Raw genomic sequence first — 14,975 nt, forward strand, 5'->3', positions numbered from 1 at the left:
CGCGCTCGTCAGCGGAAGTCCCGCGAGCGCGTGTGCACCGGGAGCCGCAGGGGTGCCAGATGCTCCGCGACGAGGTTGGTCGCGCCGTCGGCCTTCTCCACCCTGCCCCGGACCACCATGGCCGGCGCCCCGCGCGCGACCGTCCGGAACCGCTGCCAGAGCCCCGGCGAGCAGATCACGTTGAGCAGCCCCGTCTCGTCCTCGAGGGACAGGAACGTCACGCCGCCCGCCGTGCCGGGTCGCTGGCGGTGAGTGACCACGCCACCGACGGCGATGCGCCGCCCCGACTCGGTGGTCGTGGCCTCCCCCACGGTGACGACGCCGGCGCGGCGCAGCCCGTCGCGCACCAGCTCGACCGGCGACAACCCCGGCGTGACGCCCGTGGCCCAGGCGTCCGCGACGGCGGTCTCGACGTCGGACATTCCGGGCAGCGTGGGTGCCTCGACCCCCACCGACACGCCCTCGAGCGTGCCGGGGCCCTCCTGGCCGAGCGCGCCCGCGGCCCACAACGCCTCGCGGCGGCTCACGCCGAGGGACTCGGTGGCGCCCGCGGTCGCGAGCGCCTCGAGCTGCGGCGTCGTGAGGTCGATGCGGCGCACCAGGTCGCGCATGCTGCGGTACGCCCCGCGCTCCTCCCGCTCGGCGACGATCGCCTCGGCAAGGTCCTTGCCGATCGAGCGGACCTCGCCCAGGCCCTGGCGCACCGCGAGGCGCAGGTCGGGCTCGGGCCCGAAGTCCGCCGACGGCGAGCGCGGCAACGGCTGCCGCTCCGGCTCGGCCGCGGCGTCGTCGGGCAGCCGCTCGACGGACGCGAGCGCGGCCGACGCGTTGAGGTCGGGGCGCAGCACGGTGACGCCGTGGCGGCGGGCGTCGGCGGCGAGCGACTGCGGGGAGTAGAAGCCCATGGGCTGCGCGGCCAGCAGCCCGGCGTAGAACGCGGCCGGGTGGTGCACCTTGAGCCAGCTCGAGGCGTAGACGAGGAACGCGAACGAGTACGCGTGCGACTCGGGGAAGCCGAAGTCGGCGAACGCCTTGAGCTTGTCGTAGACCTCCTGCTGCACGTCGACCGGGACGCCGTTCCTCGTCATCCCCTCCATCAGCCGCCCGCGCAGCGCCTCCATCTTCTCGAGCGAGCGCTTGGAGCCCATGGCGCGCCGGAGCCGGTCGGACTCGGCGGGGGTGAACCCGGCGACGTCGATCGCCATCTGCATGAGCTGCTCCTGGAACAGCGGGATGCCGAGGGTCCGGTGCAGCGACTTCTCCAGCAGCGGGTGCAGGTAGGTGACCTCCTGCCGGCCGTTGCGGCGCTCGATGAAGGGGTGGACGCTGCCGCCCTGGATCGGCCCGGGCCGGATGAGCGCGACCTCGACGACGATGTCGTAGAAGTTCCGCGGCTTGAGGCGCGGCAGCGTCGCCATCTGGGCGCGCGACTCGACCTGGAACACCCCCACGGTGTCGGCGGCGCACAGCAGCTCGTAGACGGCCGGGTCGCCGTCGGGCAGGTGGTGCAAAGACAGGCGCGTGCCACTGCGACCCTCAATGCCCTCGAAGGCATATCTGATCGCGGTGAGCATGCCCAGGCCCAGCAGGTCGAACTTCACCAGGCCGGCGTCGGCGCAGTCCTCCTTGTCCCACTGCAGCACCGTGCGGCCCTCCATGCGGGCCCACTCGACGGGGCACACCTCGATGACGGGACGGTCGCACATGACCATGCCGCCCGAGTGGATGCCCAGGTGCCGCGGCAGCCGCAGGAAGCGTTCGGCCAGGTCGATGACGTGGTCGGGGATGTCGCCGGTGTCCGCGGCCGACGGCGGCAGGTGGGCGGGGACGACGTCGTGGGTGTCGTCCGCGCGGCGCCGGTCGCTGTCGTCGGCCGCGAGCGGGTCGCGGACGTAGCCGAGGCTCGGCGTCCACTCGTGGGGGCGCCAGAGGGCGGCGACCTGGGCGTCCTTCGCCGCCGTCTTGGTCTCCACCGGGGGCTCGGCCTTCGGCGTGTCCCGCAGCGAGCCCCAACGCTCGATCGACTTCGACCACGCGTCCTGCTGCCCGACGTCGTACCCGAGCGCCCGGGCGGCGTCGCGCACGGCGGAGCGCGGGCGGTAGGAGATGACGTTGGCGACCTGCGCGGCGTGCGTGCGGCCGAACCGCTCGTACACGTGCTGGATGACCTCCTCGCGGCGCACGGACTCGATGTCGACGTCGATGTCGGGCGGGCCGTCGCGTTCGGGCGCGAGGAAGCGCTCGAACAGCAGCCCGTGCTTGACGGCGTCGACCGCGGTGATGCCCAGCGCGTAACAGACGGCGGAGTTCGCGGCGCTCCCCCGGCCCTGCGCGAGGATCCCTTTGACGCGGCAGAACTCGACGAGGTCGTAGACCACGAGGAAGTAGCCGGGAAAGTGCAGGTCCTCGATGACCTTCAGCTCGTGCTCGAGCTGGGCCCACGCGCCGGGCACGCGCTCCGCCTCGCGCGGCCCGTACCGCTCGACGGCGCCGCGGCGGACGAGCTCGCGCAGCCACGTCGCCTCGTCGTGGCCGTCCGGGACGGGGTACGGCGGCAGGTCGGGGGCGACGAGGCCGAGGTCGAACGTGCACTCGGCGGCGAGGTCCGCGGCGGTGGGCACCGCCTGCGGGTGGCGGTGGTGCAGGCGGGCCATCTCGGCGGCCGAGCGCAGGTGGGCCGTGGGCGCGCCGGGCAGCCAGCCGTCCATCGCCTCCAGCGAGCTGGTGGCGCGGACGGCCGCGAGCGCGGCGGCCAGGGTCGCGTCGCGGGGGCGCGCGTAGTGCGCGTTGGCGGTGGCGACGAGCGGCAGGCGGGCGTCGCGCGCGAGGGCCGCGAGTGCGTCGTGCAGGTCGGAGTCGTGCGGGTCGCCCGTCGCGGTGACCTCGACGGCGACGTTGTCGCGGCCGAAGATCGCGGTCAGGCGGTCGAGCTCGCGGCGGGCGGCGTCGGGACCGGCCGCCGTCAGCGCACGGCGGACCGCGCCCTTCCGGCAGCCGGTGAGCACCAGCCACTCGCCGTCGGCCTGCTCCCCCAGCCGCTCCAGGTGGTAGGTCGCCTTGCCCTTGACGCCTGCCTCGAGGTGCGCGGTGGCGATGGCGCTCGAGAGCCGGGCGTAGCCCGCGGTGCCCCGTGCGAGCACCAGCAGATGGTCGGCGCGGGGGTCGGGCACGCCGGTGGGTGGGTCGAGCACCGGCCCCAGCGGCAGGTGCAGCTCCGCCCCGAACGCCGTCGCCAGCCCGACGGCGGCCGCGGCCTGCGAGTGCCGCACGACGCCGTACAGCCCGTCGTGGTCCGTGATCGCGAGCGCGCTCAGCCCCAGGCGAGCGGCCTCGGCGGCGAGCTCCTCGGGGTGCGAGGCGCCGTCGAGGAAGCTGAAGCTCGAGTGCGCGTGCAGCTCGGCGTAGCGGGGCGTGGGCTCAGTCATAGACGGCCTCCACCTGCCAGGCGCCCCCGCTGGCGGCGAGCAGCAGCCCGCGCCCGTCGTCGAGCACCACCTGCAGCAGCACCCGCCGCTTCCCGCCGCCGGGCTCCCACCACTGCTCATGAAGCGGCCAAGGCCCGGCGAACCCCACCACTGCTGTCGCCGCCGTGTTCGAGCGCCCGTCGGGCTGTTCGAGCACCCGGGCGCTCGAAGGCCGCGACGAATGCTCGAACTCACCGAGGAGGATCGCGACTGGGGGGCCAGGCATCTCCAGGCGGGTCGTGACCACCACCTCGCGGCCCTCCGCGTCCAGGACGCGGGCCCCGAGCGGCTCCTCGAGCAGGGTTGCCGGGGCAGGCGACGGCAGCGCCCCCGGCCACGGCAGCGCCGCGTCCCGCGCGGGGGGCGCCTGCTCGCCGAACGGGACCAGGTGCACGCGGTCGCGCGGGTCGCGGCCCCCCTGCACCGCCACGGTCAGCACGGCGTCGCCGCCCAGCAGGCCCTGCACGCGACCCAGCGCCCGCCGGGCGCGCACGTCGCCGCCGGCGTCGGCGCCCCACAGACCCGGCTGGTGCGTCCCGGCCGGCGTCACCTCCTCCGCCGCGAGCGCCAGGTGCACGATCGGCGCGGGCGCCGCGTCGCCGTCGCGCCCCCGCCGCGCCGACGACGCCGTCAGCCATCCCTCGAGCTGCCAGCGCACCCGGTCGGTGATGCGCGCGGCGCTCAGGCCGCCGGTGGCGGCGTCGTCGGTGCGCCACACGCGCTCCAGCTCGGACTCCTCGGTGCGGGCCGTGATGCGCAGCCGTCCGCACGCCAACCCGCGCCGCGACAGCAGCTCGTACAGCTCCTCGGCCAGCCGGCGGGCAGCGAACGTCGCGACGTCGACGCGGAGCGCGGGCGGGTCCAGGTCCGCCCCGACGGCCAGGTCCTCCTCGGGGCGGCGTCGCGCGGGCGGGCGCAGGTCCTCGCCGCGCGCCAGGCGCTGTGCCCACGCCCCCAGGTCGCCGAACCGACCGCTCACGCTCTCGGGCGGCAGCGCCGCCAGGTCGCCCAGGCTGCGCACCCCGAGCCTCCACCACAGGTCGACGGCGGCGCGCACCGCCGCGACCCCGCCCGGGTCGGTGACGGCGTGCACCAGGTCGCCGGCCGGGCGCGGCGCGAGGAACGCCCGCGAACCCCCGGGGGGCACGACGTCGTCGGCGCGTGCCGCGAGCACCGCGGCGAGGATGCCGTCGGCCACGCCGACCTGCGGCTCGAACCCGGCCGACGACGCCGCCTCGACCAGCGCGCGCGCCAGCTCCTCCTCGGTGCCGTGGTAGCGCGCCGGGCCGTCGGCGGGCAGCAGCAGGAGCCCGGGCCGGGCCACCTCGACGCCCGCGACCACGGTCTCGGCCGCCACCACGACCGGCTCGAACTCGCGTACGTCGCGGGCGTCGTCGGCGGCGAGCAGCACCAGCTCGGGGCAGCGCTCCTGCGCGACCCGGCGCCGCATACCGCGGCGCACCCCCGCCGACCGCGCCACGGCCGACGCCGCGACCACACCCTGGTGCGTGAGCACCGCGGCCGGCACGTGCGCGTCGACGCCGGCGACAGCCATCGCGGCGACGACGGGCCAGTCAGGGACCCACAGGACGGCCGTGCGCACCGGTCTCGTCGTCATGCGACCACCCGCAGCAGCCCCGTGGCCGAGCTCGTCGACGCCTCGGCCACCCGAGGAAGCTCAACGACCGAGGGCGGCGCGACCGGGACCTCCACGTCCAGCTCGACCGACCGCGCCGCCGCCCCGCGCCCGGTGCGCAGCACGCTCAGGGTCCGCCGGCGCAGCCAGCCCGCCCCGTTGTCGGCACCCCACCACGACCCGCCGCGGGCGTCCAGGGTCACGTGCGCGCCCGGCCACCGCGTCGTCGAGGCGAGCACCGACCCGCGCTCGCGGGCGCGCGCGGCCAGGCGGCGCCGGTCGGCGTCGAGCAGCGTGGCGCCCGGGCCGACCACCACCACGTCCAGGCCGTCGAGCAGCGCGGCGACCACGGTGGGGGCGTCGGGCCCTGGGTCCGGGACGAGGGCGACGCGCTCGAGCGCCAGGCCGGCGTCCGACGCGGCGAGCATCCCCACCGCCGGCGCCCCGACGAACGCGACCCACGCCCCCTCGCCCGAGGCCGCGGCGAGCAGCCCCAGGAGCAGCGACGTCGAGCCCTGGACGGCGAGCGTGCCACCCGCGGGCAGCACGCCGCCGGGCAGCAGCGCGGCGAGGTCGGGGTGCACGGGCAGCCGCCGGGCGTGCGGAGCCGGCGGGTGCGCGACCTGTGGAGTGTGCAGAGCGGCCGTCGACGGCGCCGGCCGCGGCCTGCGGACGCCGGTGCGCTGCTCCGCCGCGGTGAGCGCGGCGAGCGCGTGCGCGTGCCGGCTCGCGCCGCCCGCGGCTTCCCCGGAGAGGGCACGATCGTCGGTGACGACGACGGTCATGGGACCCCTCTCCCCGCGGGCGGCACCGGCGCGTTCCCACCGTGCCGTCGAACGGTTGTTCGAACACGTGTTCTAGTCAACGCCGTCGAGGGGAGGCTGTCAACCAGGGTGGCGAGCACCGCTCCACCCGGGCACGATGGCGACATGTCACTCGAGCGGCCGTACCCCCCGGACCCCTACTCCCTCCTCCCGCAGGTGCCCTCGTTCTCCCTGACCAGCCCGGACATCACCGACGGGCAGCGCCTCGACGTCGCGTACTCCGTCGACGGCACCAACGACTCGCCCACGCTGGAGTGGTCGGGCTTCCCCGAGGGCACGCAGTCCTTCGTGGTGAACGTGTTCGACCCGGACGCCCCGACGCCGTCGGGCTACTGGCACTGGAACGCGGTCGACATCCCCGCGACGACGACGTCGCTGCCCCGCGGGGCGGGCGCCCTCGGCGGCTCGGCGCTGCCCGCCGGCGCCTACCACGTGCGCAACGACGGCGGCCAGGACGGCTTCATGGGCGCCGCGCCGCCGCCCGGTGACCACGAGCACCGCTACTTCTACGCGGTGCACGCCGTCGACACGCCGCACCTCGGCGTCGGGCCGGACGCGTCGAACGCCGTCGTCGCGTTCAACCTCGCGTTCCACACGCTCGCACGTGCCGTGATCGTCGGCACCTACCAGCGGTGACGCTCCCCGTCCTGGGCGACCTGACCTGGGCGCCCGCGATCGACCACCCCGACCTGCTCGCGCCGCCCGTGCTCGCGGCGCTCCAGGCCTGGGCCGACGTCGACCTGCGGGTGGCGGGCCAGGTCGCCGTCGCGGCCATCGACCCCGACCACGCCGACACGGCCACGCTCAACGAGGTACACGGCCTGCCGCCCGAGGCGAGCGCCAACTGCGTGCTGGTCGCCGGGCGCCGGGGCGACGTCGAGCGGGTCGCGGCCTGTATCGTGCCCGCGACCACGTTCGCCGACGTCAACACCCGCGTCCGCAAGCTGCTCGACGTGCGCAAGGCGTCGTTCCTGTCGCGCGAGCGCGCCGTCGCCGAGACGGGTCAGGAGTACGGCGGCATCGGGCCGCTGGGCCTGCCCGCCGGGTGGCGCGTGCTCGTCGACGCGCGGTTCGCGGAGCCCGGGACGCTCGCGCTGCAGGGCTCGGGCGTGCGGCGCTCGAAGGTGCTCATGACCGGCGAGCTGCTGTGCGCGGCGCCCGGCGTGGAGGTCGTGGACGGGCTGGGGATCGAGCGCTGACGCAAGCTGCCGACCGCGAGTGAGCCGTCAGATCTCGGCCTTGCCGCGCCGCCAGTAGCCCATGAAGGCGACCGACTTGCGGTCCACGCCGTGCTCCGCGACGAGGTAGCGCCGCAGCGTCTTGATGACGCCTGCCTCGCCGGCCAGCCACGCGTACAGCACGGCGTCGTGCGCGAGGGCATGCCCGGCGTCGTCGATCGGCACCTCCCACAGGAGGTCGTGGTCGATGTCGACGTCCTCGAGGTTCGCCTCCGGCGGCGTCGCGCCCGACGGGCGGATGCCCATCGCGAGCAGGCGGTCGGCCGCGGCCTCGACGGCCGGGACCAGCAGCGACCCGTGCTCGGCGCCGTCGCGCCCGAGCCAGTGCACGTGCACCCCGGCGGGCGCCGCGAGCGTCCAGCGGTCCTCGGGGTGTGGCACCTCGAGGAACACCTCGCCGAACGCGTCGTCCGGCAGCGACTCGCAGATCGCCGCGATGGCGGGCACCGCCGTCTCGTCGCCCGCGAGCAGCAGAGCGTGCGAGCGCGCCGGCGGGGCGAACCCGAGGCCGCCGTGGGGGCCGTCGTAGCGGGCGTCGGGCGCGAGGATCACCAGCGGCGTCCCGGGGCGCGCCCCGTCGGCCCAGCGCGAGGCGGGGCCGGTGTCGCCGTGCAGGACGACGTCGACGTCGAGCTCGTTCATCGACTGGCGCACCGCACGGACGGTGTAGGTGCGCAGCGGGTTGCGGCGCTCCTCGGGCAGCTCGCGCCACGACGTGAACCAGTCGGGGTTCTGGCGGTCGAGGTACTCCCAGCCGCCGCACGCGGCGGGCAGCAGGAACTTGATGCGCTGGTCGCGACCGTTGTCGGCGACCAGGTGCAGCTCCGGCCCGGTGAACGTGATGCGGACGAACGACGGGCACAGGCGCACGACCCGCGTCACCTCGACGTCGAACATCCGCCACGGCTGGACCTGGGGGTCGGCAGCCGTGGCGGCGAATGTCTGAGTCACGAAGGACAGCCTAACCTCACCTCGCGCCAGCCCCGGGTGTGACCTCCCTCTCACCGGCGAGCACCTCCGCGGCCACCACCTGCTGCGCGAGCCGCCGCAGCGTCGCCAGCACCGGGTCCGTGAGCAGCGTTCCGACGACGACCTGGCGGACGGCGCCCGCCTCGTCGGCAGGGACGGACGCGACGTCGGCCTCGGCGACCCCGCGGCTCGCCCGCGCCCACGCGAGCCAGCCCGCCTTCAGGCCCGCGACACCGGCCGCCTCCGCGGCGCGCAGCTGGCCGGCGAGCCGCGTGGCGAGCCCCGGGTCGCACTCCCAGCCGAGGTCCGCGAGGCCGTCCGCGACCCGGTCGGGCCAGGGGTCGCCGTCGGGCACCGCGACCGACGGCGACGCCTCGGCGCCGAGCATGGCCGCCTGCGCCGCCCCGAGCAGCTCGAACCGGTCGGCGGGCGGGTCGTCGAGCACCGCGAGCACCCGCCGCACGTCGGCGAGGCTGAGCCCTGCCGCCTGCGTGAGCGCGCGCACGAGGCGCACCCGCTCGACGTGGCCGGCGTCGTACCGCGCCTGGGTCGCGGCGGTCAGGCGCCCGGGCGGCACCAGCCCCTCGCGCAGGTAGAACTTCAGCGTGGCGACGGGCACCCCTGTCGCCTCGGACAGCGCCGAGATCCGCACAGGCCGACTCCCTTCCACGAAACCCTTGACATTGGAAAGTAGCACTCCCCAATAATGGAGAGCACCACTATCCAGTACCGATGGACACCCGGGGGACGAGAGATGGTCACGCTCACCACGCACCAGCACGACGGCGAGCTCGCCGTCTTCCTCATCGGCGCCCGCGTCAACAAGCTCTGGCGCCCCGACGGGTGGCTGCCCGCCTTCGCCGCCATGGGCCCGATGCTGCGCGAGCTCTACCGCGACCCGGCCTCCGGGTTCCTCGGTGCGCGCACCCTCGTGGGCGGCCGGGGCGTCACGGTGGTCCAGTACTGGCGCAGCGTCGAGGACGTCTACCGCTACGCCAACGACGACGGGCATGCGCACCGGCCGGCGTGGGTCGCGTTCTACCGGCGGGCCAAGCGGGTCCCGGGCGCCGTCGGCGTGTGGCACGAGACGTTCCGCGTGCCCGACGGCGGCCACGAGACCCTGTACGTGGACATGCCGCAGTTCGGCCTGGCGCGCGCCACGGGCGTCGTGCCTGCCGCGCGCCGCGGCCGCACGGCCCGCGAGCGGATCGCGAGCCGCGCGGCCTGAGGGCGCTCAGGCCCGGGTGGCCCAGAACGCGACCGCCGAGGCCGCGGCGACGTTGAGCGAGTCCACCCCGCCGGCCATGGGGATCTTCACGACGACGTCGCACGCCTCGATCGCCGCGTCCGTCATGCCGTGCCCCTCCGTGCCGAGCACGAGGGCCAGCTTCTCCGGCGGGTCCGCGGCGAGGTCGTCGAGCGACACGGCATCGTCGGCCAGCGCGAGCGCCGCGACAGTGAAGCCGTCCTCCCGCAGCTCGCGCAGCCCGCCCGGCCACGTCTCCAGGCGGGTCCACGGCACCTGGAACACCGTGCCCATCGACACGCGCACTGAGCGCCGGTACAGCGGGTCGGCGCAACGCGGCGTCACGAGCACGGCGTCGACGCCCAGCGCAGCCGCGCTGCGGAACGCGGCCCCGACGTTGGTGTGGTCGACGACGTCCTCGAGCACCGCGACCCGGCGCGCGCCCGCGCCGCCACGCGCGGACCTCACCAGCTCGTGCACCGACGGCAGCACCGGCCGGTGCATCGCCGCGAGCGCCCCGCGGTGCAGGTGGAAGCCCGTGATCTCCCGGAGCACCTCCTCCGAGGCGACGAAGACCGGCACGCCGGGCCAGTCGGCCAGGACGTCCGCCAGCGAGTCGAGCCAGCGGTCCGCCATGAGGAACGACCGCGGCCGGTGCCCGGCCGCGAGCGCCCGCCGGATCACGGTGGAGGACTCGGCCATGTACAGGCCCTCGGCGGGCTCGCGCCGGGACCGCAGGGCGACGTCCTTGAGGTCGGTGTAGTCGGTCAGGCGGGGGTCGGCGGGGTCGTCGATCCGGAGGACGTCAGGTGCTGCCACCCGCCGATTCTCCCAGGGCCGCCGAGCTGTGCGATCACCGTGGCGAGCCCTTCCTGGTAGGCCCGGGCCCGCGGGTAGTCGCTGTGGGCGGCGATCTTGAAGAGGTAGGCGCCGCGGTCCACCTCCTCGACCCCACGGTCGACGCCGTTGTCCGGCTCGTAGCCCAGCACGGGGAACCCGATGAGGTCGGTGCGGCGCCAGAGGTTGACCCAGGTCGGCCCGGACGCCCCGGGAGGCGTGAGCACGTCGACGAGGCGCCCGACGTCCCGGGCACGAGGCTGCGCGGCGGCCACGGCGCGCGGTTGCGCGGCGCCGTCGGCCGTCTCGAGGCGCCGCCGGTACCAGCGGTCGAAGCGCAGCGCGTGGCGAGCGGATGCCAGCCGTGCCCGCGCGTCCCCGCGTCGCCTCAGGTCCGTCCACCAGCTCGGGGGTGACGTCGCGAGCCGCGCCTCGGCCGGTGCGTGGGCGACGGCCTTCTGGGCGGCGTCGACGTCGGCGACGAGACGCTCCGCCGCGCCCGGCAGCTGGCGCCGCCAGGGATCGCCCTTCCAGGCCGCGCCCGTGCACACGGGGATGCCCAGCGCCCGCTCCCCGAGCAGCTCGGGGAAGAACCGGCCGAAGTAGGGCCGCAGCTGGCAGCCGTAGGTCAGCAGCCCGACGCAGCCGTCGCTGCGCTCGAGCGGCGCCGTGGTGCTCTGCCGCACCCGGTCGTCGGCCTGCAGGGGTTCATGGATCTCGCCCACCTCGCTGAGGAGGACGGCGGGGTTGCCCGCCCGGATGAGCACGACGGCGGCCGCGACGGTCGCGCCCATCGAGTGCGCCGACAGCACGACGGTGCGCCGGGACGCGACCTCGGTGCGCGTCGTCAGCCTCCCGTCACCGTCCGCCGGCACGTCGGCGGCGTGCAGCCAGGCGTCGACCCGCGCGCGGAGCTCGGGCACCGCCCGTTCCGCATAGCTCGCCGGGCCGAGCGGGTGCGCGCTGCGCGGCAGGAAGCACATGAGGTCCCAGAGCACGTCGAACGGCCGCGTCAGCACGTTCGAGGAGTTCCGCAGCGCGCTCACCAGGACGGTCACGGCGACCCATCCGACGGCCACCACCGCGAGATCCTGGAGCCGGCCGGGGATGGGCCAGATGCCGGCCACGGCGTCGTCGTCGACCCTGAGCGGGATCGAGGCGGCGAACGCCGCGAAGCACGCCACCGCCGCGACGCCCAGCGCGGTCTCGACGCGGTGCGCGAGAGCCGCGACGTGCCGCGCGCGCTGCACACGCCGCGCGACGAGCGACAGCTCGTGCTTGATCGTGCCGCGCGGCTTCGCACCGCTCTTCGTCGCGCCGGCCGTCGCTGCGCCGTCCACTGCCGCACCGTCCGGGGGCGTGCCTTCCTGGCTCTTGCCCGGCACCCGGGGCCTGACCAGGACGTCGTCGCCGGACTCGGCCCGGCGAACCCACTCGTTCGCCTCGACGTCGAGGTACGCCCACGCCGTCGGGCCCGTCCTGTCCCCCACCGTCCCCGGCGACATCGCGATCCACCGGGTGGTGCTGCCGACCAGCTCGCGCACGGAGGGCCAGGCGATCACCAGCACCTGCAGCAGGAAGATCCCCACGATCGCGAACGCCGCGACGCCGAACTCCGTGTACGCGGAGGGCACGGTGACGGAGTCCAGCGCGGGCGTCACGCGCCACACCTCAGTGACCCCCGGGGGCGGGCTCACGGGCGTCTCGGCCGCCGTCGCCTGCCCTCCGCGCAGCCACCACTGGACGCCCAGCACCAGCAGGCTCGAGTACGTGGCCCCCAGCGCGGCAGACACGAGGAGGAAGACGCCGGGGCCCGACCCGTTCCAGCCGTCGTACGGCCGCGTGTAGCGGCGGTCCGCCACGAACGAGACGACGGCGGGCACGACGAGGACGAGCGCCGCGACGGCGACCAGCGTCGTCGTCGTCCACTGCGGGAGCGACGACACGAGGTTCCCCTCGCCGGCGTCGTCGACGAGCCGGCGCGAGAGCGCGAGCGTGACGACACAGCCCGTCGCCGTGAGGGGGACGAACGCCCACGACGCGACCTGCCACGCGCGGCGGTGATGGCGCCACACGAGCCCGGTCACGGCGATCCCGACGAGCAGGGTGCCCAGCACCGACGGTGCCACCTCCATGCCCACCCATCGCGGTTCCACCGTCTGCACGGGCTGCGTCGCGGACACGATCCAGGCAGCGACCCAGAGTGCGAGGCCCCCGGCAAGGACCAGCGCGGCCAGCGGCCCCTTCCACCTCACCGGCGTCATCTCGACGCCGTCGTCGTCGGCCCGCAGTGCCACGACCACGGCGGCCATGAGCAGCACGACACCGCCGGCAAAGAGCAGCCCCGTCTGCAGTCCTGTCCGCTGGTCGGTCCACGAGAGCAGCACGGCCACCAGCGCGAGCGCCGCGCCGAGGTGCGCCCAGAGCGCCGTCGGCCCGGACGGCCGCCGCGCCCAGAACCCGCTGCGGTACAGCAGCGGTCCGCGCTTCCCGCGGCCCCCGCCGCCGGCGCGCGTGACGGACACGCGCTCGTCGAACCGGACCTGCGCGCTGCGGGCGACGAGCGTCAGCGCGACCATGACGGCGACGGGCACGAGCGTGAGCACGCCCGCGCGAACCCCGAGCGGCAGCTGCGCCAGGGCGTCGAGCTGGCTGGGCACACGGGCGCACACGTCGACCTGGCTGCCGGGGCCCGCGGGCTTGGCCACGCTCATGCACGCGGTGCCGAGCGTGGCGACCGCCGCCGTCGTGAAGGCCGCGGTCACGAGCAGCGTGAGCGCGAGGGCGAACAGCCGGACGGCGGCCGCCGTCGCCTCCGGCCGGGCCTTCGTCTCGGCTTCCTCCGCGTCGTCCAGCGGGACGGCCCGCGCCCAGTACGCGGCGTTGGCGATGCCGAACGGCACGACGGCGGCCCACAGCACCCGCAGCGCGGCGTGCGCCACCGATCCGAGCAGGCCGCCGAAGGGCAGCGCGGACGTGCGCGCCATCGCACCCCACGAGTAGGCCTCGCGGCGCACGCCGGGCGGGATGTGATGCAGGTGCCCCGGCGGCAGGGCGCGGTCACGCGCCTCGGCCGCGGGGGTCGGGATCCAGAAGGAGCCCAGACCGTCGCCGTCGGCGAGCATCACCTCGTCCGCGGGCAGCTCAAGCATGCGCGCCGGCGGGGTGTTCGCGATCCCGTGGATGCGCAGCTCCAGCACCGGTAGCTCACGTGCCCGGTCAGCGTCCATGGCGACCTCCGTGCGTCGTCGCTCCCTGCACCTGACAGGGAGCGGACGCGACGGCGCCGCGGACGACCGTGGTGGATTTCACCCGGTCACCTGGCGCGCACGCGGGCCCACGCCGACGCCGTCGCGAACCCCGGACGGATCGGCGCGACGCTCAGCGTGTCGGCGCGAGCGTGACCTCGACGGCCTCTGCCCCTGCGCCGAGCGTGAACGGCGCGGACGCGCCGGCGGCGGCGACCCGGTACCCGCCTCGGAAGCCGCTCACGTCCACGCGGCCCGCAGCGTCGGTGCGCAGCGTCGTCGGCGCCGTCCACCACTCGTCCTTGACGAGCGAGCGCAGGCGGTCGAACGCGGGCTTGGGCGTCCCGTCGGTGCGGACCAGGCCGCCCGGCGCGCCCAGCCACATGCCGCGGTCGCCCATGCCCCAGTAGGTGATGGCCTCGACCTGCGGGTGCGAGACGAGGGTGCGGTACCACTCCTCGACCTCGTCGGCCTGGCGCTCCTCGCCCTCCGGCGTCGACGGCCAGGACTCGACCCGCCAGTCGTTGAGGTCGACGATGTGCTTCGGCATCGGCTCGCCGGACAGCAGTGTGGTCTCGGTGAAGTGGATCGGGATGTTGTAGCGCGAGAAGCGGTCGAGGATGCGCAGCGTCTTCTCGCGGCCCCAGTAGCCCTGGTGCTGGTGGGACTGCAGGCCGAGCTTGTCGATGGTGATCCCGGCCTCGAGCACGGCCTCGATGAGGCACTCGTAGGCGGTCGACATGTCGAAGTCGTTGAGCAGCAGCGTCGCGTTCGGGTTGGCGGCGCGCGCCTCCTCGAACGCCATCCGGATCATCTCGACGCGACCCTTGACGCGGGCGAGCGGCGTGATGCCGTTCTCCTCCGCCTCGAAGACCGGCATGATGACGACCTCGTTGATGGCGTCCCAGATGTCGATGACGCCGGCGAAGCCGCCCGCGTCCCGGCGGATGCGCTCGCGCTGCAGCCGCTCGACCTCCTCGAGCGGCTTGCCGAGCAGCCACTTCGGCTGGACGGTGTGCCAGACCAGCGGGTGGCCCTTGACCAGGACGCCCTGGTCCTGGAACCAGCGCGAGGCCGTCATCAGCTCGTCCGTGCGCGGCTCGCCCTCGGAGGGCTCGAACGTGCCCCAGTAGAACGGCATGGTCGCCATGTTGAAGACGTCGAGCCAGCGCTCCGCGAAGGCCCGGTCGTGCTCGCTGCCGGCCTCGCCGGACGCGAGGGCGGTGGCGTGCTCCACGAGCTCGAAGCCGATGTTGCCGAACAGGAACTCGTGGCCGGTCTGCTCGACGACGACGTCGGCATCGGCGAGCGGGGTGCCGTCGGCACCGCGGACGGTGACGGCCGTGGTGGCGCGCCGGTGGGCGAGGCCCGGGTCGACGGCGCAGCTGACGGGAGGCGTGTAGAGGGACGTCGTTGTGCTCACGCGCGAAGCCTGCCACGTCCGGTCACCGCGCGGCGAATCGTTTCGACGCCTTCCGACCTGTGGGTCGGAACGGACGCCGCCCCTCCCCGG

Annotated in this window: 11 protein-coding genes; 3 read left to right on the forward strand and 8 right to left on the reverse strand. The window is 75.3% G+C overall.

The window, feature by feature from the left end:
- Nucleotides 1–8: 8 nt before the first annotated feature.
- Genes ACO4JP_RS11860 through ACO4JP_RS11870 form a run of 3 tightly spaced genes read right to left on the reverse strand, consistent with a single transcriptional unit; the run spans nucleotide 9 to nucleotide 5,885 of the window.
- Nucleotides 9–3,425: an error-prone DNA polymerase gene (locus ACO4JP_RS11860; RefSeq protein ID WP_425953915.1), complete on the reverse strand. Its 3,417-nt coding sequence runs from the start codon at nucleotides 3,423–3,425 to the stop codon at nucleotides 9–11.
- Nucleotides 3,418–5,082, reverse strand: coding sequence for a DNA polymerase Y family protein (locus ACO4JP_RS11865; RefSeq protein WP_425953917.1), 1,665 nt, complete (start codon nucleotides 5,080–5,082; stop codon nucleotides 3,418–3,420). Before ACO4JP_RS11865 ends, ACO4JP_RS11860 begins: the two co-directional genes overlap by 8 nt.
- On the reverse strand, nucleotides 5,079–5,885 hold the full coding sequence (locus tag ACO4JP_RS11870; protein ID WP_425953919.1) for a hypothetical protein: 807 nt from the start codon (nucleotides 5,883–5,885) through the stop codon (nucleotides 5,079–5,081). The genes ACO4JP_RS11865 and ACO4JP_RS11870 overlap by 4 nt, the downstream gene beginning before the upstream one ends.
- 144 nt (nucleotides 5,886–6,029) lie before the next feature.
- On the opposite strand from ACO4JP_RS11870, the gene ACO4JP_RS11875 reads away from it, so the two are divergent.
- Complete coding sequence (locus ACO4JP_RS11875; protein WP_425953920.1) at nucleotides 6,030–6,560, forward strand: YbhB/YbcL family Raf kinase inhibitor-like protein; 531 nt, start codon at nucleotides 6,030–6,032, stop codon at nucleotides 6,558–6,560.
- Complete coding sequence (locus ACO4JP_RS11880) at nucleotides 6,557–7,123, forward strand: YbaK/EbsC family protein (RefSeq protein ID WP_425953922.1); 567 nt, start codon at nucleotides 6,557–6,559, stop codon at nucleotides 7,121–7,123. Before ACO4JP_RS11875 ends, ACO4JP_RS11880 begins: the two co-directional genes overlap by 4 nt.
- A gap of 27 nt (nucleotides 7,124–7,150) precedes the next feature.
- On the opposite strand, the gene ACO4JP_RS11885 is transcribed toward ACO4JP_RS11880, so the two are convergent.
- A complete protein-coding gene (locus ACO4JP_RS11885; protein WP_425953923.1) occupies nucleotides 7,151–8,113 on the reverse strand; it encodes a siderophore-interacting protein in 963 nt (320 codons plus the stop codon).
- Nucleotides 8,114–8,129: 16 nt separating this feature from the next.
- Complete coding sequence (locus ACO4JP_RS11890; protein ID WP_425953925.1) at nucleotides 8,130–8,828, reverse strand: MerR family transcriptional regulator; 699 nt, start codon at nucleotides 8,826–8,828, stop codon at nucleotides 8,130–8,132.
- A 9-nt stretch (nucleotides 8,829–8,837) separates the two neighbouring features.
- On the opposite strand from ACO4JP_RS11890, the gene ACO4JP_RS11895 reads away from it, so the two are divergent.
- The gene (locus ACO4JP_RS11895) at nucleotides 8,838–9,359 is read left to right on the forward strand and encodes a DUF4188 domain-containing protein (protein WP_425953927.1); all 522 of its coding nucleotides are present in this window, start codon (nucleotides 8,838–8,840) and stop codon (nucleotides 9,357–9,359) included.
- A 6-nt stretch (nucleotides 9,360–9,365) separates the two neighbouring features.
- Here ACO4JP_RS11895 and ACO4JP_RS11900 read toward each other — a convergent pair whose 3' ends face one another.
- The 3 genes from ACO4JP_RS11900 to ACO4JP_RS11910 form a co-directional block, all read right to left on the reverse strand.
- A complete protein-coding gene (locus tag ACO4JP_RS11900; RefSeq protein WP_425953928.1) occupies nucleotides 9,366–10,196 on the reverse strand; it encodes a TrmH family RNA methyltransferase in 831 nt (276 codons plus the stop codon).
- Nucleotides 10,145–13,444 (reverse strand): hypothetical protein, encoded by a 3,300-nt coding sequence (locus ACO4JP_RS11905; protein ID WP_425953930.1) that lies wholly within the window; start codon nucleotides 13,442–13,444, stop codon nucleotides 10,145–10,147. The genes ACO4JP_RS11900 and ACO4JP_RS11905 overlap by 52 nt, the downstream gene beginning before the upstream one ends.
- Before the next feature lie 151 nt (nucleotides 13,445–13,595).
- A complete protein-coding gene (locus ACO4JP_RS11910; RefSeq protein ID WP_425953932.1) occupies nucleotides 13,596–14,885 on the reverse strand; it encodes an endo-1,4-beta-xylanase in 1,290 nt (429 codons plus the stop codon).
- Nucleotides 14,886–14,975: the final 90 nt, after the last annotated feature.

Origin of the sequence: Xylanimonas sp. McL0601 (genome assembly GCF_049852175.1) — a bacterium.
Classification (GTDB): Bacteria; Actinomycetota; Actinomycetes; order Actinomycetales; family Cellulomonadaceae; genus Xylanimonas.